Origin of the sequence: Edaphovirga cremea, from assembly GCF_003332275.1 — a bacterium.
GTDB lineage: Bacteria > Pseudomonadota > Gammaproteobacteria > Enterobacterales > Enterobacteriaceae > Edaphovirga > Edaphovirga cremea.
Genome location: NZ_QOVA01000001.1, coordinates 168,328 through 190,096 on the forward strand (window position 1 = coordinate 168,328; position 21,769 = coordinate 190,096).

Here is a 21,769-nt window from a genome sequence, read left to right on the forward strand (position 1 = left end):
TCGCGATATTATTCGCTAACGGTAACGCTTTTGATGATCACATCTTCTTTTGGTACATCCTGATGCATGCCGCTACGACCGGTTGCTACGGCTTTGATCTTATCAACAACATCTTGTCCTTCAACCACTTCAGCAAAGACGCAATAGCCCCAGCCTTCAGTGTTTTCACCGCGGAAGTTCAGGAAATCATTGTCAGCAACGTTGATGAAGAACTGTCCGGTTGCGGAGTGTGGATCGTTTGTACGCGCCATTGCCAGCGTGCCACGGTTGTTTTTCAGACCGTTGTTGGCTTCGTTTTTGATGGGGGCATCAGTCTTTTTTTGATTCATGCCCGGCTCGAATCCACCGCCCTGAATCATAAAGCCGTTGATAACACGGTGGAAAATAGTATTGTCGTAAAAACCTTTACGGCAATAGTTCAGGAAGTTTTCAACAGTGACCGGCGCTTTGTCAGCAAAAGTGTTGACGACGATGTCGCCGTGGTTGGTGTGGAAAGTGACCATATTAATCATCCTGCTTATGTTGGTGTTTACTCATCATGTGAGTCGGTACAATAGAGTGCTTTTATATCATAACTGGCAGGCAGGAGTCAGTAGCAGGGGGGCGAAGGGTACGCATTGGTGCAATATATCCGAGAAATCCGCTTAACCTTGCAAAGCATGTAAGTTCAGGTTTCAATATGCCGATCGGTTATGACCTTGGCCGAAACGTTCTTTCACCACACGCCCTTTTTGTTAATCACGTACACGCTAAACACGGAATGACCCGATGCTAAAGATATTTAATACCCTGAGTCGTCAAAAAGAGGAATTCAAGCCAATTCATACCGGTAAAGTCGGAATGTACGTGTGTGGGATTACTGTTTACGACCTGTGTCATATCGGTCATGGGCGTACTTTTGTCGCGTTTGATGTTGTGGCCCGCTATTTGCGTTATTCAGGATACAGCCTGAAGTATGTGCGCAACGTCACCGATGTTGACGACAAAATAATTAAACGCGCAGCAGAAAACGGTGAAAGCTGTGAGGCATTGACGTCGCGCATGATCGCTGAAATGCATGCGGATTTTGATGCATTGAATATTCTGCGCCCGGACGAAGAGCCACGCGCAACCCGACATATTGCCGAGATTATCGATATCGTGCAGCAACTGATCGCACGCGATCATGCTTATGTCGCCAGTAATGGTGATGTGATGTTCTCGGTCGCCAGCGATCCGGATTACGGTTTGTTGTCACGTCAGGATCTCGAACAATTACAGGCAGGTGCGCGGGTTGAAGTTGCCGATGTGAAGCATAATCCCATGGATTTCGTGCTGTGGAAAATGTCGAAGCCAGGCGAACCCAGCTGGAATTCACCCTGGGGTGAGGGACGTCCAGGTTGGCACATCGAATGTTCGGCCATGAACTGCAAGCAACTGGGACATCATTTTGATATTCACGGTGGCGGATCGGATCTGATGTTCCCCCATCATGAAAACGAAATTGCCCAATCCAGTTGCGCCCATGACGGACCGTATGTGAACTACTGGATGCATTCCGGGATGGTGATGGTCGATCGCGAAAAAATGTCGAAATCACTCGATAACTTTTTCACTGTGCGTGACGTCCTGAAATATTACGATGCTGAAACCGTGCGTTACTTCCTGATGTCAGGTCATTATCGCAGCCAGTTGAATTACAGCGAAGAGAACCTGAAGCAGGCGCGTACCTCCCTTGAACGCCTCTACACTGCTTTGCGCGGCACAGATATCAATGCACAACCCGCAGGCGGAGAAGCATTCAAGGCGCGTTTCTGTGAGGCGATGGACGATGATTTCAACACGCCGGAAGCCTATTCGGTACTGTTTGATCTGGCGCGTGAAGTGAACCGTGTCAAAGCCGAAGATATGCAGGCTGCCAACGGTTTGGCGGCAGAACTTCGTCAATTGGCCGCTGTATTGGGACTGCTGGAAAAAGATCCGGAACAATTTCTGCAAAGCGGGGCACAGAGTGATGATGACGAAGTCACACGTATTGAAGCCTTGATCAAACAGCGTAACGATGCGCGTAAAACCAAAGAGTGGGCGCTGGCGGATTCAGCTCGTGACCAACTCAATGATTTGGGCATTATTTTGGAAGATGGGCCGCAAGGTACGACCTGGCGTCGTAAGTAATCGCGGTGAGTCGATGAAATGAAAAGGCGCAGTGATAAGCAATTATCACTGCGCCTTTTGCTATCCCCCGCTAAAAATCGGCTGAGGAAATATCTTTGTCGTCTTTATTGCGCAGACGCTTTGACTACGACGATCTGACCATCAAATGACACTTGTTGATCGGCCACAATCTTGCAGCGTTTGCGTGTCTCAACCTGACCATTGACAGTGACAAGACCATCGGCAATCACCGCTTTGGCTCCGGCACCGCTATCGCACCAGCCCTGAAACTTGAGCAGATCGCACAGTTCAACATGCGGGTGATTTTCGAGAAAAAAAGTTTCCATAATTCCTGACTTAGTTGACGTTAATGTCGTGATATTCCTCGCAGGCTTGCAAGGTGTTTTGGATGAGCGTTGCCACGGTCATCGGCCCAACGCCGCCCGGTACTGGCGTGATGAAAGAGGCTTTCGCTGCGGCGGCGGCAAAATCTACATCTCCGACCACTTTTCCGCTCTCTAACCGGTTAATCCCGACATCAATCACGATGGTTCCTGGTTTGATCCATTCACCGGGAATAAAGCCTGGCTTGCCAACGGCAACCACCAAAAGATCGGCGTTTTCTACATGATGGCGCAGATTCTTGGTAAAACGGTGTGTGACGGTGGTGGTACAGCCAGCTAACAGCAATTCCATACTCATGGGGCGGCCAACAATGTTGGAAGCACCGATCACCACGGCATTAAGACCGAAAGTGTCGATATTATAACGCTCCAGCAGAGTCACAATGCCGCGAGGCGTACAAGGTCGCAGCTTGGGAGCCCGCTGGCACAAACGCCCCACATTGTAAGGGTGGAAGCCATCAACATCTTTGTCTGGCAAGATACGTTCCAGAACTTTGACGTTATCTATCCCAGCCGGCAGCGGCAACTGCACCAGAATACCATCAATAGCATGGTCATCGTTGAGCTTATCGATCAAAGCCAGTAATTCGGCCTCTGTGGTCGAGTTGGGGAGATCGTAGGAGCGCGAGATAAAACCGACTTCCTCACAGGCTTTACGCTTGCTGGCGACATAAATCTGTGAAGCCGGATTTTCGCCGACCAGCACCACGGCCAGACCAGGTGCGCGTCTACCTTCAGCCAAGCGTTGTTGAACACGTACAGCGACTTCATTTCGAACCTGCTGCGCAATGCTTTTACCATCAATAATTTTTGCTGCCATTGGAGAGGAAACCCATCAATCATGAATAATGCAGGAGAATGCATCTATTTTGTCAGAAGCGAGCCGCGCTGTCAGGCCTTGAATACAGATAAATCGCATGAGTCCTTTCCTTATCCATTCTGCAGGCAATCGATTGCCAACAATCGGCAGTACAGAACCGCTCACACCTTATGGAATATATATTTTGCCGTTATCGGGTGTCGGTAATGTTTGTCCTGAGAGCCTCTCATCCGTTGACGTCAGTGAAGGGAAGTATAGAGAGTTATCTCATCGGGTTGTACATGGATTAGGCGACTGTTTTAAAACAGAAGCGAATACATTGACTCAATGAGGAGGGTGGGTATAATTCGAGCCCACTGCCTGCCCGTTAAAACCTCAGCAGGCAGTGTCCAGCCCGCAACGTGTTGCGCGCCCTTAGCTCAGTTGGATAGAGCAACGGCCTTCTAAGCCGTAGGTCACAGGTTCGAATCCTGTAGGGCGTACCATTTCGAAGTAAACAGACGTCAATCGACGTCTTTTTTTATGCCTGAAATTCAGTGAGTTGGCTGTTTTTGGTGCATCGAAACTCTCTCCGAGTCTACCTACATCTATCAGCATCAAGTAGTATCTGTTGGTATATGTGATGGTATATCCCCGTTCAATGAAATCTTGTACCAACAGCCAGCAACGGAGGGCCTCAAATGGCGTTAACCGATGTAAAGGTAAGAAGTGCAAAGCCCGCGGATAAGCCCTACAAGCTTACCGATGGCGAAGGAATGCATTTAATGGTTCATCCCAATGGATCTAAATACTGGCGCTTACAGTACCGCTTTGACGGTAAACAAAAGATGCTGGCATTGGGTATCTACCCTGAGATTTCGTTATCTGAAGCCAGGCAGCGGAGAGAGGAAGCTAAACGGCAAGTCGCTAACGCTATCGATCCCAGCGAACAGAAAAAGGTTGAGAAACGAGCTCGCAAAGCGACTGTGGAAAATACCTTCAAAGCGATTGCTCTGGAATGGCATGAGTACAAACGGCCTAACTGGTCAAAGGGTTACGCTGAAGACATTATGGAGGCGTTTGAAAACGATATCTTCCCGGATATCGGTAAGCGCCCGATTGCAGAGATCAAGCCTCTGGAGATCCTCAGTTCACTTCGTAAACTCGAAAAACGTGGTGTCCTCGATAAGCTGCGCAAAATCCGCCAGGCCTGTAATCAAGTCTTTCGCTATGCAATTGTCACCGGTCGAGCTGAAACTAACCCTGCCTCAGAGCTGGCAAGTGCGTTAACCCCGCCTAAATCTGTGCACTACCCTCATCTGTTAACGGATGAACTTCCTGCTTTCTTAGAAGCTCTCGCCGCTTATTCGGGGAGCCCAATAACTCGGCTAGCAACAAAGATTCTGATGCTAACAGGCGTTCGTACTATTGAACTCCGCATGGCTGAATGGAAAGAATTTGATTTCGAAAAGCGAGTTTGGGAAGTGCCGGTAGAAAGGATGAAGATGCGCCGCCCTCACCTTGTACCGCTATCTGATCAAGTTGTGGCAGCACTACGAGAGATTCAGGCGATCACAGGCCGTTATAACCTGGTATTTCCTGGGCGTAACGACATCACCAAACCAATGAGCGAAGCGAGTATCAATCAGGTACTGAAAAGAATTGGGTATCACGGGAAGGCGACAGGACATGGCTTTAGGCACACGATGAGCACCATCCTGCACGAGCAAGGCTATAACACGGCTTGGATCGAGTTACAGCTTGCTCATGTGGATAAGAACACCATTCGTGGTACGTACAACCATGCGCAGTATCTGGAGCAGCGTAGGGGGATGTTGCAGTGGTATGGGGATTTTATCGATACTATTACCAAACCCAAGCTAAAGGATGTTTCATAGTAGGGTAACGGCACTTAGCCATCTTTATGGCTAAGTGCCATGTAGAAATAATTAACCAGAACGTTAAATACTTTGCATAAAAACCTGCGTCCTAACGAAGCTAATTTTATCGCTATAAGTGGAGATAGAAAGAAATGCGTTATGCCGTAATTAGGCACTCTATCTCCCTTAGACGCTGTCCACATTACGCGGATAGGATCAATTGCGAAGATGATGGAAGCTATTGGTCGAAGCCATCCTTTTCCTAGTGGACAGGTCATACAGCACTCAAAGTAGGTAAGTATTCAATATGAATTAATCCTAGGAATTCGAGGGTTCCGCATTGGAACTATTTAAAGAGGGCATATTTTACGCTCTGGTGTAGTTGCAGAAGGACGAATATTATGTCCAAAACTTTTGGCGATGCTAATGCGTCTGGATGAGGAGGAAAGAATACCCTCCGGAAGGGAGTTAGTGATGAGTATTGCAGGTATACGCTCCAATCGTGGCGATGGGTATCAGACTCTGGTTGCGTTTGATTGGGCATTGACAGTATTGTCCGAGCAGGACTTTCAATGGCTTGAGGTCGACTCAATAAACTACTCCGTTGATGATGTCGTTGTCGGTAAAGTTGACGGAGCTTTGATCGCCTGTCAGTGCAAAAAAAATCAAACCGATTTCAAAGCCTGGACGATAGCTGATCTTGGCGATGAGCTGGACAAAGCCTTCCTTCTGCTGGCTAATAATCCGAAAGTTAATGTACGCTTCTATTCGAGAAATAACTTTGGCGACCTTGCAAAACTTAAAGAGCACAGTTCATCTCAACCAGACGAAAGTAGTTACCTACAAAGTTTAGGAAAAGCACAACAGATACTGGATAAAATCCTGTCGAAACAATTGGCGAAAACTGCACTTAGTCTTTCAACGTTTGAATTCCTGCATCGAACCAATTTTGTGACCAGCGACGATCTGGATCAGATGGAACAGCAGTTACGGATACGTTTACGACACATGGTAAGCAACCCTGCCGCTGCTTTTAATGCACTCTGGGTAAGTCTGGATAAACTTGGTGCGCGTATGGGAGATGGTGGTTTATCTACTGCTGTACAACATCGTTTGACAAAAGAGGACCTTCGAACCATTGTCCAGCAGTCCGGAGCAACTCTTGTTCCGCAAATGGATCTTACAAAGTTGCATCATTCTTTTGCCAGCACCTCTGCTATTGGTAGGTCGTGGCGACGAGATATTGGTGGACTGCGTATAGCCAATCCAGTCTTGGATGAACTACTTGTTGCTATTGATGCGCGAAAAAGCTCTATCCTGCTTACAGGACTCCCGGGCTCAGGAAAAACCTGTGTATTGCTTGAATTGCAGGAGGCTTTAGAAGAACGAGTAAAAAATCATTCGGACATTGTCCCTCTCTTTATTCAGTCACGTGAGTTCGCTGACCTAGCTACACTAGAAGATCGTCAGGCTCAGGGTTTGTCACCACAGTGGGTGGAGGAATCTGCAAGACTAGCTGAAAACGCCCATGTGATAATCGTTATTGATTCTTTGGATGTATTGTCCATCGCCCGCGAACACCGTGTACTAAAGTATTTTCTTGCGCAGATCGATCGTGTGTTATTGATCCCTAATATCACTGTTGTTACCGCTTGCCGCGATTTCGATAGACATTACGACAGACAGATTGCTGAACGGCATTGGGATTGTGAATTAAAGTGTCAGTTACTTGACTGGGACGCTGAGATTGCACCATTACTCTATTCACTGGGAATTGCGACTACTAATATTGATACTGCAACTCGCGAGCTGATACGCAATCCGCGTGAGCTGGCATTATTCGTCGAGCTAGCCCTGCGAGATGGCAGTTTCAATGTGGTGACCAGTCAGGCATTGGCGCAACGCTATCTAAATACTATTGTGCTTGCCGAAAGTGAATTAGGAGATATTGCGATACAAGCAATTGAAACTATTGCTTCTGAAATGTTGCACTCGAGAAGTTTGGTAGTTCCAAATCAGCGCTTTCCTGCGTCTCAGGATATTCAGAGGAAACTATTCAGTTTAAATGTATTGCAGAAGACTCAGGATGGTAAGCTAACATTTGGTCATCAAACTTTGTTGGACGTACTTGTAATAAGCCAAGCCATACGGAATGGTGCTACATTGAGTGAGTTCATAAATGCCTTACCACCCGTTCCGTTTGTACGTCCCAGCATCCGCAGTTTTATCTCTCAATTGGCACAAGGCGAGCGCCGTGAATTCAGAAAACAACTCAGAGCAGTGTTAACTGGTAACTCAGCATTTCACATCAGACGTCTGGTAGCAGAATCATTTGCAGAACAAAATCCACAGAATGAAGACTGGTTATTAATACGCGATTTGCGCGAAAAAAACCGTGATGTTTTTCAGGTGATTTATACCGCAGGTAGTTCTATTGAATGGCATTATTTCTGGATTAACTTCCTGATTCCTTATTTAAAAATGGTCCAGGATGTAGAAGGCATAGAGATGCATGTTCATCGTATTGTTCAATGGAATAATGTTGATACTGCGGGAGTGGTTTCATTTTGGATTGAAGCACTTGATCTTGATTGGTTTGATGGCAATAAAATTGCAGATCAATTGGCTATGCACATGTCACAAATTAAGTCAGAAAATGTCAGCATTGCCGCTCCATTACTTGAACGGCTGCTTACTTTACCGCAATCGGAGCACAGTTTTCTTGGTCAGATTATTGCTAACTGTGTGATGGGTGGAGTCATTAATGATACTTTGCTGTGGCGTTATATAACAGATGACGTGAGTGAAGATGATTTACAACAGTACACATTCGCTAACAAGCTGCGGTGTCAAGCCCATGAGTTCGGGAACCGAAATGATAATTTTCTCCAGCAACGTATGCTGCAATCCAGTGTATTACTAGATCATGCTTTAGAATCAATAGAACATTGGAGCCTTGTTCAGGCATCACGTTTTGGAGATGCCCGCAAAGGTTACCGGCATGGCTTTTTGGGCGAAACCTCTTTCGAAGATACACATAGCCATAGGGATATGAAACATGCTGACAGTATGAACATACTACTTGACGCAATAGAGGATAGCATCCTCCAGCATGCCAAAACAAACTCAGACTGGTGGCAAAAAAACCGTGAACGCATTTGTTTTAGCAATGAAGGCGCATTGTTCTACTTTGGCATAATTGCTTGTACTAAATTTCCTGAAACCAATATCGATGCAGTAGGCTCCATGTTGTGCGACCGAGAAATGCTTGAGTCTGAACTTACTTATGAATTAGGTGGGCTAATTCAATCAGCATTCAACTTGCTCTCTGCCCCTGCACAAGATGCAGTGGCAGCGGCTATTTTGACAGTCCACGATGAATATATTTTTAATGAGCACCCCTTGTGGAGATTAAAGGCGCAAGCAGAATTGATCGTACCAATTCCTAGCAATCTTCGTTCACCCGAACTACAAGTACTAGTAGATGAATATGAAAGAAAAGCTGGGGTATTAATCCGTCAACCTAACATCCACTCACAAGGCGGTACTGTTAGTGCCCCATTCTCATCTGAGGTTTTTCTTAGCATCAGCAATAGCGGAGTATTACAACTATTATCACATTATGATGGCCATACTCAACGGGACTGGGATGACTTTCTTATTGGTGGAGAAAGAGAGGTTGGCTGGCAATTACGCGAAGCTTCCTCCCGTCAACCTGCCCGATTCATAAATTTTTTATCTGATTCTTGGGCAACTATTTCTACAAAATTTCGCGATGACATTATGAATGGAGTCGCTACTTTTATGGTCCATCGTTATGGCAACTTAAATACCAACGCAAAATGGGAACCGCTGGAGGAGCCCAATGCTCCGATCCTTGTAAATCAGATTCTCGATGAACTGGAAAGACATCCGATGCAATGGCGATGCAACTACTCTTCAGCAAAAGCGATTGAAGCTTGCGCCAATGTCATACAGGACCCAAAAGCGGCAGAGCGACTAATATTTTTAGCTATAGGTTTTGCAGGACTTGATAAATTTGATCAAATTGAGGGGGATTCAGTCGATTTGATTTCAAAAGGCATTAATATGGAGAAGGGGAATATTGCTGAAGCCTTGATGATCTTGGCTAGTAATTTCCTTGAGCAAGGACATGAATTCCCTAGATTGCTTACACCTACGTTGCGCCGCTTTGCCAACGACGAACATCCTGCGATTCGAGCCTTGATTCTGCGTCGGTTACCATATTTGCAAAGCAAATCTTTCGATCTAGGTTGGGAGCTGTTCCATTTAGCCATGCATGACACTAATGGGCTTTGGCGAACCGCAGAAAGGTGCCTGTATTACGCTTACCATAGTCATTTTGAAATAGTAAAGCTTTTGCTGACCCGCCTCCACCGTGAGGGTATTGGTAAAGATCTGGAGACTTGGGGACGTATTTCATCTTTGGCTGTTATGACAGGACATATAGACTTTGATGAATTTACGAGAGATTTAAATGCGCTAAATTCAACTGAAGCATGGCTTGGTGCGGCTACTGTCTGGACAAATGCAGAAAATATCAAACGGCACCGGGATATGTGCCTGGCTGGTATCAATGCGGGTTTAAATGCAGCTGATATACATGCCATTGAAGTTGCAGGACAGTTAGGTCGTATTTTTTCCAAAGATAATGGTCTTAATTTTGTGCCGACAGACCTTGTTGCTCGATGTTTTTTAGTCTTTGAAAAAGATAACGTTGGTAAGAATAAAAAACATCAATTATTCAGATTTCATGAATGGCTCAACGCAATTTCACAGTATGACCCAGAACAAGCCCTAGCAGCCACCGAAATTTATCTATCCTATATCCGGCATAGTAAACAGCACCTATACGATCATAATGATAGCCTTACTCAATTAATGACTCGTCTTTTTGCGGAAGCAGAAGAGCGTGAGGAGTCTGATCATGGTGTAATGCTACAACGTGTTGTGTCATTACAAGATATACTACTTTCAATGGGCGTTGAAGGCGTCAACGACTGGTTAAAAGCCGCAGAGCGGCCATGATTGTTCATAACCTTTAATATTCAGTATTGTATGTTGATCACGGAGAACAAACGGGCGTACTCTAGGGATAATAGTATTTCCGTTACGTATATTCCTGGAGGATCGTAGATATAGTAGGCTTTTTCAAAATAATTATGGACAGGCTCCTCCTTCCATTTGATTCGCTGTAGTTAATCTAGATATTTAGAATATTTAATGTTTACCCATAAAACCCACTTGCTGCTTATAACTGCCCTAGTCAATTGTGCGTCTAGCATAGTGAATATGAATTAAACTATTTTTTTATCCACTAGGCCTATAATCATGGCCTAGTGGGCACTTCGTATTCCCCCCTATTTTAGGAAATTGCTATTGGAATAAACTGAAGTGCCACTAGATATGCATGTGTACAGGATATTTCAGTTCACTATTTTTCAATCAGAACGATAATTTAATCATTGCAACGCTCCAAGAGTTAGAAGCGGAAGCGTTTAGATGTTTTGTTAATGCGTTCAAGGATCTCCATTGTCTCATGGCCCGCTCCATTGGCCTCTAAAGCGCGAAGCAAGTGCGCGTATTCCCCTCTTAGACTTGTTGCAAAAATACCAGGGTCATCTGACCCGATAACAACAGAGGTTGGGCCAAAGCTTCGCCCATACCCTAACCAACCGACAGCATGATGTTCATTGTAGGATTGATGAATACTGATCCGCACATTACTACTAGGTAGGGTCTCGATAGCAACACGCCGTTCTTGTAATAACCCAAGAGTTACCGATTGAAGAGCTTCCAAGACCTCAAGATCTAAAATATCAGTCTCACGTGTAATCAAGATAGGCTTCCCACTCCTCAATAGGGCGTCTCTGGACACAGCAACACCATGACGACGAAGAAACTGCATGAGAGCATCAGGCTCTCGAAGCTTGCAGTCCTCGTACATTTTTATTTCGCAATCACGGTCCCGGTCAACATCATGACTTCCATAATTGCGAACAATAGGATCAATGTGTCGCATATGCCAAGCTCTTAAAAGAAGCTCTGGTGTCAGCAAAGGATCTTGCCAAATTTGCATCGACAATCGCCTTATCTCTAAATCGAGCCGAGGTAGTCTGTCGAGCAAAATGCCTCTTTGTACCAAAGCCCCCCAAGCAAAAACTAAATCATCGAGCCTGTCCTCAAGCGTCTGAATCACCGCTCCTCCGACGGATGACCACCATTTTGCAGGAATCAGCCCCGCAGCAGTACCATGGCCAATGCGACAGCCTGCCGATAATTCAAGGAACCGAACTGCCTCGTTGATCGCCCGAAGACCTGAAGCAATATGCACAAAATCTTCGCCAACGTGATAAGTAAAACGTTTGATACCCGCACGTCGCATCCTTCTAAATACTTGGGCAAAGACTTCTGGACCAGCATGCCGTTCGTTGCTGGCTGCATCGACCCCTCGGATTATCTCGCAAAGTCCAGTTGTTTTATTCATCAGGGACACTAACGCTCGAGCGGCTTGGTCAGCTTCCCGCCGAGCCTTGCTATCCCTGCACACTGGCGCAAGATATCCACCATTTTTGAAACGTTCGCGTTCTGATAGGTCAGTTCGCTTGATAAAGTGCACAACAAGCCCGAGGCGAAGTCGGCGCAAGCTTCGTGGCACTACCTCTCTACCATTTTCGAACTTCCCATCTTCGAGTGAGCGCACTAAGTGCAATATTTCTGAAAGAGAAGAATGAGGTATATTCGGATTGGAAAATATCCTTGCGAGCTCACCACGCGATTTACCGCTCGGTTCTTCATCTAAGAACTTGAGATAACCTCGCAGGATCTGCATTAGTCTGTATGCATTTCCATCTGGCGTAGTCTTAGGTGCAAAACGGCCCTCTAGAAAGTCCACCGGTTGCTGAGTTCCACGATCGATCTGTCGGAAACGTTCAGCAAAGTCCTTCTCGGTTGTTTCTCTCAACTCGTTGAAGGTGATGTACTGGAATTGATCAAAGCCCGTTTGGCCGACCTGCTGAACCAAAAGCCTACAGAATTGGGCACGGATAAGTGTGTACCAGAGGAAAGCAATTCCTTGAATACCACCACCATGACTGTCGCTAAGATTAGTAATGATATCAACCAATTGCAGCGCTTCGGAAGTAATCACTGATAACCCTTTCTCCGCAGGTCTGCTTCGGACAGCGACAGCATATCGTTCTTCCAGGCTAAGATCCTTTGGAACAATATGAACTCCAGTTTGGCTACAGGCCTCAAGCAAGAAGGACTTTAGTACAACGGCTTTCTCAACCCTCTCTTTCAGGAGTTTTGGTGTTAGTGTGGACTCTTCCTGACGCAAGAGTCGGTTGACACCGTTTCCAATCGCAGCATGAATCCCATCTTCGCGCTTGATAACTCCGCTGATTGCTCCTACCACCTTAGACGTTTTTCTAAGAGCATCTATCCAGATTTTCTCAGCCTCTGTGGTTCCGTTGAGATGCATATGAGTTTCATCTAATCCCTCTACTCTACAGAGTTGGTCGAGCAGTGGATCATCGTCTACAGGCAACGTGCTGTCGCAAAACCAGTTCTGAACTTTCCGTTGAAAATTTCTGCGTTCCGAGACAGTTTTCCTCTGTATGTTCGGCTGGGCAGCTATCCAGGCAGCAGAAACTAGCATTGGCGGAATGACGAGAATAAGGTCCTGCCATTCGTCTAGAAAGCGCGACTTTACGCGCAACGAGCCATCATTTGCCTCGCATAGAAAAGTCCCCGCAAGGCGAGTAAGTAAAAGCACAAGACAACGTGAAGGATCATCCAGGTTTTTCCTTTCTTGCTCCGATAGTTGTTGGTTTGCACCAGTCAAACTCCAAGCAATCTTATGTTCAAGCGCTTCATCAGTCAGAGAGGGGAACAATTTACGAAACTGCAGAAACCGACCGGTGGCATAGGTGTTTACGATTGAGGATCGACCTTCAGAATTACCATAGAGCATCTTAAGGTGTAGGTCCGCCGAACTATCTGTCAATCCTATTTCGAGATGAGAAAGCAGATCAAGATTGGAGGTAATCGCTTTTACAAGCGCCACCTGTGCACGAATCTGAAATCTATCTTCTGTAGTATCCCCAATCATTTGGCAGAACCAGACTTAGGATAATACCGAGGAACGACATTAAGTAGATCAAAGAAGCCTTCTTGCTTAACAGAACGTAGATTAGCAATATTTAAGCGACCAACAGCAACAGATATCTCTGGTGGACTTAGCCATGCAGGATCGAAACAAGCTTCCTCTGTACCATAATTTTCTTGGAATACATTTAGTGCCGTTTCCACCTCATTACGCAGTATGTCAGTGTTAGTACCGCTTGCTTTATATGCCTCTTTCGGGTTCAGGAAAGCCCAGACTAAGGGACATGAAAGGACAATCGCGGCGATAGGATGGAAAGATGTGGCCTTGTTTGCTGAGGCACGCCTCAGTGCTTCTACCAATGGACGATCCGACGACTTCGGCGAGTCCATCCGACCAAGACTGCCTGACGTACTAACAAGCAGGGCATGTAAAATATTTGTAATTTGGCGATGTAGAATATGCCCAGTCTTCCATATGAGGCTCACTTCCTCATCTAATGAAACCAGCTGATCATGCATGCGTTCAGCAATACGAGCTAGCTCAGATGCAGAGACTTCTGCAGTTTTCGCGTGAGACTGCTCAGTACCACCAGAGAATTGTAAGGAAAAACGTTTCCAAGCTTTCATTCGCTCTTCAAAGGCCGGAAAGTTGGATTGAGCTTCGGTTTCAAGCGATTCAGCGCCTTCAGTGTCATTAATACTGGAGGACGAATCATCCCCCTCCATCTCGGACTGGCCTAAAGTTGGAATATCATCAGTATTCGGGAGGAATGCTGGAATTATCGAAGTTAGCACCAACTCGTTTAGGCTGCGATTCTCTTCATCGTCTAGTATTGTTGAAATTGCCGCCAAGAGCGAAATAGCTGAGACAGATCTAAATCGTTCACCACGGCTGCTATACCTTTCGTATGTAACTAAGTCGAGTACTGCCTTGAATTCACCACAGCGACCTGCAAGATCATCAATAGGGAACCAGATGACCCCTTTCTGTGCAGCCATTCCAGCTATTTGGGTATTACTCGATAATGTTGTAATCCAAGCCTTAGCAGATAACTCATCAGCTCCTTCTCCCATTGCATTTTGCAATTCACTTACTGTCCCGACATCGCTCGATTTTTTACTCTTCGGTACTTCGAACATTCTTTGCAGGATTTCCGCTCGATCCTCTTTTCTTTTCGTGCCAACCGAACCAAAACAACTGGCCTCTAAATAGCCAATGCTGTTCGAACGTTCGTTAGTGTCGAGACGAGCGATAGAGCCGATGCGACCTGCTACTTCAATAAGGTTCGGACTTGCATCATCCCAGATGAACTCAAGAATCGCTTTGCGCACCTCCAGCTTCGCGTATATGGTGCGCTGCATCATTGAAATTGGAAAATTTAAAGTAAGTAAAGTTCTCAGGCACTTAGCTGGTGAACCTTTTAGCTCTTTAGATATGGCCAATGCAAAGCAGTGAAGTATGATTGCTTTGTCAGCATCACTGGGTACTCCTAAGCGAGCCAGTGATGTTGGTTTATCCTGTTTTACAAGCCAACGAAACAAAAGTAATAGGGCACTATTATGAGTTGTATGCGCTAATTGTAATGAATCTACACCGGAAAGACGGAGCCGAGTTTCGAAGACAGAAAAGACTCCTCGACGAGCAAGCACGGGATCTTGATTTCCAATTGCACGAAGGTATCCAATCACCAACCGCAAATGTTCTCGGGAGATAAGCTCTAAGAAGGGATGATAAGGAGAGCGTTCCCCTTGCAAGAAATGTAACTCAAGTAATTGCCGACGTATATTTTGGCTCGCCCACTCTCGTAGTGGTATTTGCTCTGACATGCCGAACGGAACAACCATTATCTCATTGGAAGGGTCAACCTGAATGATCTCTCCCAATGGCATCATAGAAATCCGGTTCTGTGGGGGTACAACCTTCAGAAGATATTGCTCCTCTAGCTCCTGCACCGCAGAGGAGATGCCTGTTTTTTCCTTGCCAATGACCTCCGGATCATAATCCATGATGTTCTTACCGAAAGTGTCATAGATATTCCGCCTGACCAGCCGCCCATAGAGTTCGAGGTCTCCGGAAATTAACAAAACAAGTTGCGGCGATGTCAGATATTTCCGTATTGTTTCGAGAATCGTACGCCCATGCTGAAAATTTGTGTCCACATCGTCGAATGCCAGAACAAATGCTTTCTTATCTAATATTTTTAGGGCTTCGTAAATGTACATCTGAAACTTGATCTCAAATGATTTCCCGTTACGCGCCTTCCGAAGACCTCGACTCATAATCCACTCAGGATCCTCCCATTCATCTCCATACGGCTTGGATTTTCCAATACCGTCAAGCAGCCCGAGCCCCTCAGCCATCTTTCTACGTGATTCGTTTACTGCTGTACGGTCTACATCAGGATTATTTTTGACATCATCAAGCGCAGCATCAATTAACGAGATGATAACGATTATAATATGTTCTTTAGTTTCAATAAGAGTAGGATCTATGGGCGGTAAAACTTGCAATTTAGACGACATTCCGTCGAACCAGTACAGAGAGGAACCTCGTGATTGATCGTGAAGATAGTGCAACGCGTTTAGAAGAAATGTAGTCTTGCCACTACCACGGCCACCTTCTATCAGGATACTATTGTGTGGACGAGAATAGCTTAGTTCTTCGCCAGTTGGTGGTTTGAAGCTTGGATTTTCAAGACCATTTATCTGAGCCCGAATTATAGAGTCAAGCTGTTTGAAAGCCTCGCTCTGCAGTACTCTATCGATATTATCGAAACGTTCAGCCCCATTAACATTCAGATCAATAATGCGCATTTCCTCGCCCTTAATAGAGTTATTAAATTTTATCGTTTATAATAGAAAGACTTAAAAGCCAAAGCCATGTGACTACAATAGGTTTATTCGCACACACACCCTAATGCTGTGCACTGTTTTTAATACCCTTCCCCTAATTTTTCTCAACAAGCTCAATAAGCCGTAAGTACCGCGAATCCTTGAGTAGGCTTGGTTCAGCCTCTTCAATTAAGCCAAGTATCTTTTGTAACTCATCTGGAGGTCGGGTGAGCCTCTGTGGGGTTATTCTATCCATTAGATCAAGAGTCGCTGATGGAAAAAGCATGGTAATTGGCTTTTTACCACCAAACTCTCGAGTGAAACGGTAGAACTGGTGATCAAATGTCTCTATTGGCACCAAGAGTATTTTTACTGCATCATAGACCACCGGAAAGTTATCGTCAGTATCGTCAAGTAGACCAATCCACGCCTTCACCGAACCTGTTGTCCTATATTGGCGTTCTTTGGGCCAATCCTCTCTGATTAATGGAATCACGTAATTAGCCCAGCCGCTCTCGTTTTTCTGCCCAACCAGTCCCAACCAGGAAATAAAACGATTTCTCACCTCGTCAGATATTGATCGCAAAATGGAACGCATTTCATTTCCAGAAGGGCTGGAAGGTTCATCAGGATGGAACATTCTCATTAAACCAAGCCATTGTGAGGCTCGAACTGAAAAATCTTTCTCCCAAGAAAGATTTTTGATCCAAGGTATAAGGTTAAGAAAACAAGGCTTGATAAGCTCAGCTACTGCAATTGAAGGCATAGCATCACTATGAAGATAACCATTCCATGCTGGTTCTGCAGCCGTGTGCTTAAAATCCAAAATCGGTATCAACCGTTCCTTTGTCCAACTAGGATCAACAAGCATTAGCCAGTTTAGATTGCTAGCCGTTATAGCTATAGCGTGGTCTGCACCTTCTCCAGGAGCTGTAAAGAGACGTTCAATACGAGGCTTAATAGAACACGGAATAAGCGAACCAGCTTCAGCTTCTTCTCCTGGTATTGCTTGAAAAAGTGCTCGAGTACACTTACCAACTGGACCATTGATTGCATGGCTGAATGTGCGTCGGGACTGTATCACAACCTCTCCATTCCGGATGATTTCTCCGAAACCGCTTTGCGTGGCATTAGCCCCACCACTCAGTATGCCTTCTATGACATGATCGTAAACTGCCCAGCCGAGACCATCATCAAATTTAAGAGTCGCAACTAAATTTTGTTCAAGCCAACTACTTAATGTATGTCGTAGTTCGACTAAAGCTGTAACTGGTAGCCGCGCAATTCGGTTCAGGAATACTCGTCTCAACCTTGGTTTAAGATCTGCAGGTAGCTCACTTATCATTGGCGACCAAAATTCCTTAGGATAATCACCGCTTTTCCCTACAATAGTAAGCGCAGACAATGCCTTACGTGGATTTTCTTTTATCAGTCCGACAAAGGGTTGCCTGCTAGTAAAGCTGTCATCCTCTCGTTTAAGCACCTCTTTTACTTTTGGGATTATCTCGTTTGCAGGAAGATCTAAGATTACATCTGGTTTTTCGTCTGTACGAACCCAGCCCGACCGGGAACCCCAACTGATGACAACAGATGTGGCCCAGCCATCATTCCAGTCAGGAATTCTTTTAATTATCGCAGTGAGTCGATCACTATGAATAGTGGTCAGTTCACAACCGTGTAGTTCAAGATAGCGAGCGTATTTAGCAGCTAATACCTCTCTTTCTTTCGGGAGTTCTTCCTCAGATAAATAAGGCAATTGGTAGGGACCAGTCAGAATGCGATCGATAATTCGATTCTGATTGTCTTGCGAGAATTCTTCCCATCGATCTGTCAGCAAAAAAAGAAGTTCTCGAGTAACATTTGTGTCCCAGAATCCATTTTGCTCCAAAGACAAAACTTCTTCGGCAACACGATCAGCCCCAAAGACGCTTGTTTTACTGAAAGCATAAAGTCTAAGTTTTCGGAAGAAAAATGGCTCCGTTACTGGCCATGTTGTTACATGTGCATTAGCCAATTCAGGCCACTTCCCAGCTACCCGATCAAAAAGTGGGACAAACCATGTCAGTACATCAGCACCTTTCGCGAAGTGTTCTTCTCCTTCCACTGCACGCACTGGATAACAGCTTGGGCTTGGGAAGTAGAAAGTCTCAATATCCTCCAGCAATCCTGATGCCGTGAGTAATTGCTCTTCCAGGGCACTAAATACCCGCAGCAATACATTGTCAGGTATGTCTAAATCGTCGTCATGTCTATCAGTGAACACAACTTCGAATTGACCTAATTCGCTGAGTTGGATCTCCTTCCATGAGCCACTTGGCGGTCTGAATTCTCCCAAGCCATATGGCGATTTCATTTCCAACCGTGGTGTCATGACCCTACGAAACTCTCGTAGTACACCTGCAGTCCAGCCCTGGGTATTAATTCGAGCTTTTAAGTCATACCAGTCGACGTCATATCTACGATTACGGGGGTCTTTATGATGTTCGAGGATTAAACCCCACAGATGACGAGCACGCTTGTGGAGAGCTCCTGAATGCTCTAATGGCCACTCGAGCTTTTTCAGCAGTAGCGGATGAAGCCCATTTTTTCGAATGGCCCACCAGGCCATTACCGGGCTATCAAGCGACTCACTGAACCAAGTTATCAGATGACCAAGCCTTTTCGGTATTGCCTCAAAACCCCCAGCCAATCGATGATAATCTGGTGGATTATCGTCTTCGTCACGCCATTCAAGGAGATTATCGTTACTGACTCTACGTTTGCGTTCATCGTCAGAGATATCTTGCAGATCGTCATCGAGTCCATAAGCTTCTTGTGGATCGAAAGTCTCTGCATCAGTGCCAACAAATTCGCTATATCTTTTCTTCTGTTTGGCTGATCGAATATTCGCATCCATCACACAAACCCATTCTGGGTGAGGCCGTGGAATAGCTTCACAGAACAATCTCGCACCTTGTGCTGTGCGAAGTACATGAGCAACTTGACCACGTTCATACGGTGCCAGAATTTTAGGGTCTTGCTGGCTTTTAGCGATCACAAAAGATCGCCAGCGACGCGGATCATCTGCTCGCTCTGCCCATGCTTCCATACTCTCCCAGAGTACCGGATGATCGGAATAGGCTACGGCAGTGACTCCTCTGTCACGCCATTTGGCTTCGATCTCCTCAGCAAGCCCACAATCAAATGCATAAAGTCTGGAACGATCGTACTGGCCATCATGATTGAGACCCTGAAGGAGGTATTTAACTGGTGGGTCTTCTGCCTGGTAACCGACCAAAACAACGATGTATCGTTCCAGAAGAAGCTTGATAAAGTTGGTCGCCCATCCTTCAGAAAGGTAAGCTCGTCCAAAGTCTGCACTGCTCAGTACATAAGGATGGCTTACAGAGTTTTCATCGACCAGACGACCATGAAGATACGTAATTCCCTCAATTTTCGAACCGAAATTCAGATCTGGGAAAGCAGGAGGCACATATCGGGTCAGGTTATCTTGCCCTTGGTCAACTTCGAACAATCGGTCAAAGTTCGTCGTGACAATCTGTGGAACTCCACTTTGATTTGAGGAAATTCTTTTAATCAGGGCATGCTCACGTCCAATCTCTCTGTCAGTACGGGAAGCGCTTAGACGCTTTGTGACCAGAGCATTGACCTCATCCTTGCCGTATTCAAGGTGAAGAAGGTTGAAAATTTGGTCAAGAGGGACATTTGCTGAAGATTGGTCGTGAAGCCACGGGCGAAATGCAGCCATGATTTCTGAGTCGTGTGGTGGGTCAAAGTATTCAATTACGTATTGAGTGAGGTCTACAAAGGTTGGCATTCCTGAAGGTAACGAAACCCCGGCGCCACATAGAAATACAACTCGACCTGTATCACAGCGTTCTAAGAGGATGTCCGGTATGGCAGGTCCTTCGGGATGGAATCTCATGAGCTCAACTTATCAAAGCGCTAATTTATGTTTAGACTTTACTACTCGCAGCAATGTGATGAAAACAGTGAATATCAATAATTCTTTGTAATTCAAGTGGTATGTCTCAAAATCAACCAACGAACAGCAACCACTACCACCAGATTCAATATCACACTGATGGCGAAGTAGGTTTTAAAAGGCTATTTGTGCGTTTTATGCCGAAAGAGCTGCTGGCCCCAAATTGCCCCAAACCAGTCAATAGCAACACCAAATAGTAGCAAGATAAATTCAGTACTATGCGCCTGGCTTTATATGCGGCTCGTTTGTCTACACCGTAGAATGTTATCTCCAGCAAATTGACGATTAAAAACTACATCATAAACGTGTGGGATAAACATGCGCTGCCACCAACTGCTGATATCAGCAATAGATAACTGAAATATTTAAAATTCATATTGTTGGTTGCATACCTACGACTTCAGCCTGTACGCCGAAATGTGCCTTGTCGTCCCCGTCAGAGTATCAAATACCTCAACCTCAGACGTTGCTATCGCCATCCCCGTTTTTCTCAGCACCGATATATCGGCAGCGATACTCTGAACGCTAAGCCAAAAAAGACCGTCAAGTGCATTGACCTAGAGCCCTGCTTCCAGCGCTAGCCGTTACGGAGGCTATCGCTCGTACTCTTCATATTCGGCTCCTTCCTATCCCTCTTCAGGGAATGGTGTCAGTGGATCTGGTAGCGGCGGTGGCGGATCTAGTAGCGCGGGTTGTAACGTACCGCTGCAAGCATTTCCATGTAAAGCATGCCCTCACACCAGAGCGGCCTCCTCAGATAACGGACGTGCTGCAGCATCAGGAGAAACACCTGATATCACTTTAAACATACAAGGATTACGGGGGAATTGCTGAATGTAGTGGCATAACTATCTGTATTGCTATAGAAGTATTGCTGTAGAAGGGCGGTAAGATGCAACAAATGGAATCTCGGCATAACGCCTCGTGGAAAGGCTTTATGCGTCAATCAGTAGTACGTAAAGTTCACATATTCATCCATCAAATGGGTTAACTCTGCGTTTTCTTCCTGACGCTGTAACAGCCAAAAGCAGAACTCTCCATCATTCATTTTTTTAAGGTTCTCCAGCCAGTCATCAAGAGGCGCTCCGAGCATACGGTCATACCAGAAAAGCCAAACAAGCTTATGGCGATACTCCACGTTGTTGAACTGCTGAAGCAGGCTTATCAGTTTATTGGCAAGTGAGCGTTGTTTGAGTCTGACGCATTCGCTAAGCAATACGCCTTCTAGGCCCCCGTGAGTAAAAAGTAGCTGCCCGTCAGTCTCCAGGCTAAGACGTAAATCATTTTGAATACTCAACGGCTCTGGTTTGGTTTTGTTATAGATCATTCGGTACAGGCACTGTGGCACGATCCCAGGTACAGGGCCGGTATCTGGGAAGTAAAGTGTGGATAGCGTAAGGTAATGGCTGGGATAAATATTCTGATGGCATATTCCATGCCTGACAGTCAGTTTGGTCAAGTCAGTAAGCCAGCTTTGGTAAGTTTTGAGTAAAAAATCGTAGCGAGCGATTGTATCTTGCATGGGGGAATTATCCGTATGTGCTGTGTTCAAACTAGCGTCATACTGCGCTTTGGGGAGATGACGCTGATGGTTTTCAGAAAGGTG

At 45.7% G+C, this 21,769-nt stretch carries 10 protein-coding genes, 1 tRNA gene and 2 pseudogenes; 4 read left to right on the top strand and 9 right to left on the bottom strand.

Features of this window, described 5'->3' with window-relative positions; genetic code table 11:
- Nucleotides 1–8: 8 nt before the first annotated feature.
- A complete protein-coding gene (gene ppiB, locus DRI82_RS00780; protein ID WP_114191611.1) occupies nt 9–503 on the bottom strand; it encodes a peptidylprolyl isomerase B in 495 nt (164 codons plus the stop codon).
- 265 nt (nt 504–768) lie between these two features.
- Here ppiB and cysS point away from each other — a divergent pair, with 265 nt between their 5' ends.
- On the top strand, nt 769–2,154 hold the full coding sequence (gene cysS / locus DRI82_RS00785; RefSeq protein ID WP_114191612.1) for a cysteine--tRNA ligase: 1,386 nt from the start codon (nt 769–771) through the stop codon (nt 2,152–2,154).
- 104 nt (nt 2,155–2,258) lie between these two features.
- Here cysS and ybcJ read toward each other — a convergent pair whose 3' ends face one another.
- Together ybcJ and folD are read right to left on the bottom strand one after the other, a co-directional pair.
- Nucleotides 2,259–2,480, bottom strand: a complete 222-nt coding sequence (ybcJ, locus tag DRI82_RS00790; RefSeq protein WP_114191613.1) for a ribosome-associated protein YbcJ — start codon at nt 2,478–2,480, stop codon at nt 2,259–2,261.
- A 10-nt stretch (nt 2,481–2,490) separates the two neighbouring features.
- Nucleotides 2,491–3,357: a bifunctional methylenetetrahydrofolate dehydrogenase/methenyltetrahydrofolate cyclohydrolase FolD gene (gene folD / locus DRI82_RS00795; protein WP_114191614.1), complete on the bottom strand. Its 867-nt coding sequence runs from the start codon at nt 3,355–3,357 to the stop codon at nt 2,491–2,493.
- A gap of 408 nt (nt 3,358–3,765) precedes the next feature.
- Here folD and DRI82_RS00800 point away from each other — a divergent pair.
- From DRI82_RS00800 to DRI82_RS00810, 3 genes are all read left to right on the top strand, one after another.
- Nucleotides 3,766–3,842: transfer RNA gene (locus DRI82_RS00800), tRNA-Arg, on the top strand.
- A 195-nt stretch (nt 3,843–4,037) separates the two neighbouring features.
- A complete protein-coding gene (locus DRI82_RS00805; protein ID WP_114191615.1) occupies nt 4,038–5,234 on the top strand; it encodes a tyrosine-type recombinase/integrase in 1,197 nt (398 codons plus the stop codon).
- 456 nt (nt 5,235–5,690) lie between these two features.
- The gene (locus DRI82_RS00810) at nt 5,691–10,265 is read left to right on the top strand and encodes an AAA family ATPase (RefSeq protein ID WP_114191993.1); all 4,575 of its coding nucleotides are present in this window, start codon (nt 5,691–5,693) and stop codon (nt 10,263–10,265) included.
- Nucleotides 10,266–10,719: 454 nt separating this feature from the next.
- Here DRI82_RS00810 and DRI82_RS00815 read toward each other — a convergent pair whose 3' ends face one another.
- The 6 genes and pseudogenes from DRI82_RS00815 to DRI82_RS00845 form a co-directional block, all read right to left on the bottom strand.
- On the bottom strand, nt 10,720–13,350 hold the full coding sequence (locus DRI82_RS00815; RefSeq protein WP_114191616.1) for an amidohydrolase family protein: 2,631 nt from the start codon (nt 13,348–13,350) through the stop codon (nt 10,720–10,722).
- Nucleotides 13,347–16,160 carry a hypothetical protein gene (locus DRI82_RS00820; protein ID WP_114191617.1) on the bottom strand — a complete coding sequence of 938 codons (2,814 nt, stop codon included), beginning with the start codon at nt 16,158–16,160 and terminating at the stop codon, nt 13,347–13,349. The genes DRI82_RS00815 and DRI82_RS00820 overlap by 4 nt, the downstream gene beginning before the upstream one ends.
- 133 nt (nt 16,161–16,293) lie before the next feature.
- The gene (locus DRI82_RS00825; protein ID WP_245956744.1) at nt 16,294–19,926 is read right to left on the bottom strand and encodes an SIR2 family protein; all 3,633 of its coding nucleotides are present in this window, start codon (nt 19,924–19,926) and stop codon (nt 16,294–16,296) included.
- 269 nt (nt 19,927–20,195) lie between these two features.
- Nucleotides 20,196–20,449 (bottom strand): annotated as a pseudogene (locus DRI82_RS00830) (DUF1294 domain-containing protein).
- Between the two features lie 106 nt (nt 20,450–20,555).
- Nucleotides 20,556–20,747, bottom strand: a pseudogene (locus DRI82_RS24180) (ECs1377 family protein); the annotation flags it as partial.
- A 362-nt stretch (nt 20,748–21,109) separates the two neighbouring features.
- Nucleotides 21,110–21,685, bottom strand: a complete 576-nt coding sequence (locus DRI82_RS00845; protein WP_114191619.1) for a hypothetical protein — start codon at nt 21,683–21,685, stop codon at nt 21,110–21,112.
- Between the last annotated feature and the right edge of the window lie 84 nt (nt 21,686–21,769).

Excerpts from the sequence above, each read along its gene's own strand:
- ppiB (WP_114191611.1), bottom strand. The coding sequence starts at position 503 with ATGGTCACTTTCCACACCAACCACGGCGACATCGTCGTCAACACTTTT.
- cysS (WP_114191612.1), top strand. The coding sequence starts at position 769 with ATGCTAAAGATATTTAATACCCTGAGTCGTCAAAAAGAGGAATTCAAG.
- ybcJ (WP_114191613.1), bottom strand. The coding sequence starts at position 2,480 with ATGGAAACTTTTTTTCTCGAAAATCACCCGCATGTTGAACTGTGCGAT.
- folD (WP_114191614.1), bottom strand. The coding sequence starts at position 3,357 with ATGGCAGCAAAAATTATTGATGGTAAAAGCATTGCGCAGCAGGTTCGA.
- DRI82_RS00805 (WP_114191615.1), top strand. The coding sequence starts at position 4,038 with ATGGCGTTAACCGATGTAAAGGTAAGAAGTGCAAAGCCCGCGGATAAG.
- DRI82_RS00810 (WP_114191993.1), top strand. The coding sequence starts at position 5,691 with ATGAGTATTGCAGGTATACGCTCCAATCGTGGCGATGGGTATCAGACT.
- DRI82_RS00815 (WP_114191616.1), bottom strand. The coding sequence starts at position 13,350 with ATGATTGGGGATACTACAGAAGATAGATTTCAGATTCGTGCACAGGTG.
- DRI82_RS00820 (WP_114191617.1), bottom strand. The coding sequence starts at position 16,160 with ATGCGCATTATTGATCTGAATGTTAATGGGGCTGAACGTTTCGATAAT.
- DRI82_RS00825 (WP_245956744.1), bottom strand. The coding sequence starts at position 19,926 with ATGGCTGCATTTCGCCCGTGGCTTCACGACCAATCTTCAGCAAATGTC.
- DRI82_RS00845 (WP_114191619.1), bottom strand. The coding sequence starts at position 21,685 with ATGCAAGATACAATCGCTCGCTACGATTTTTTACTCAAAACTTACCAA.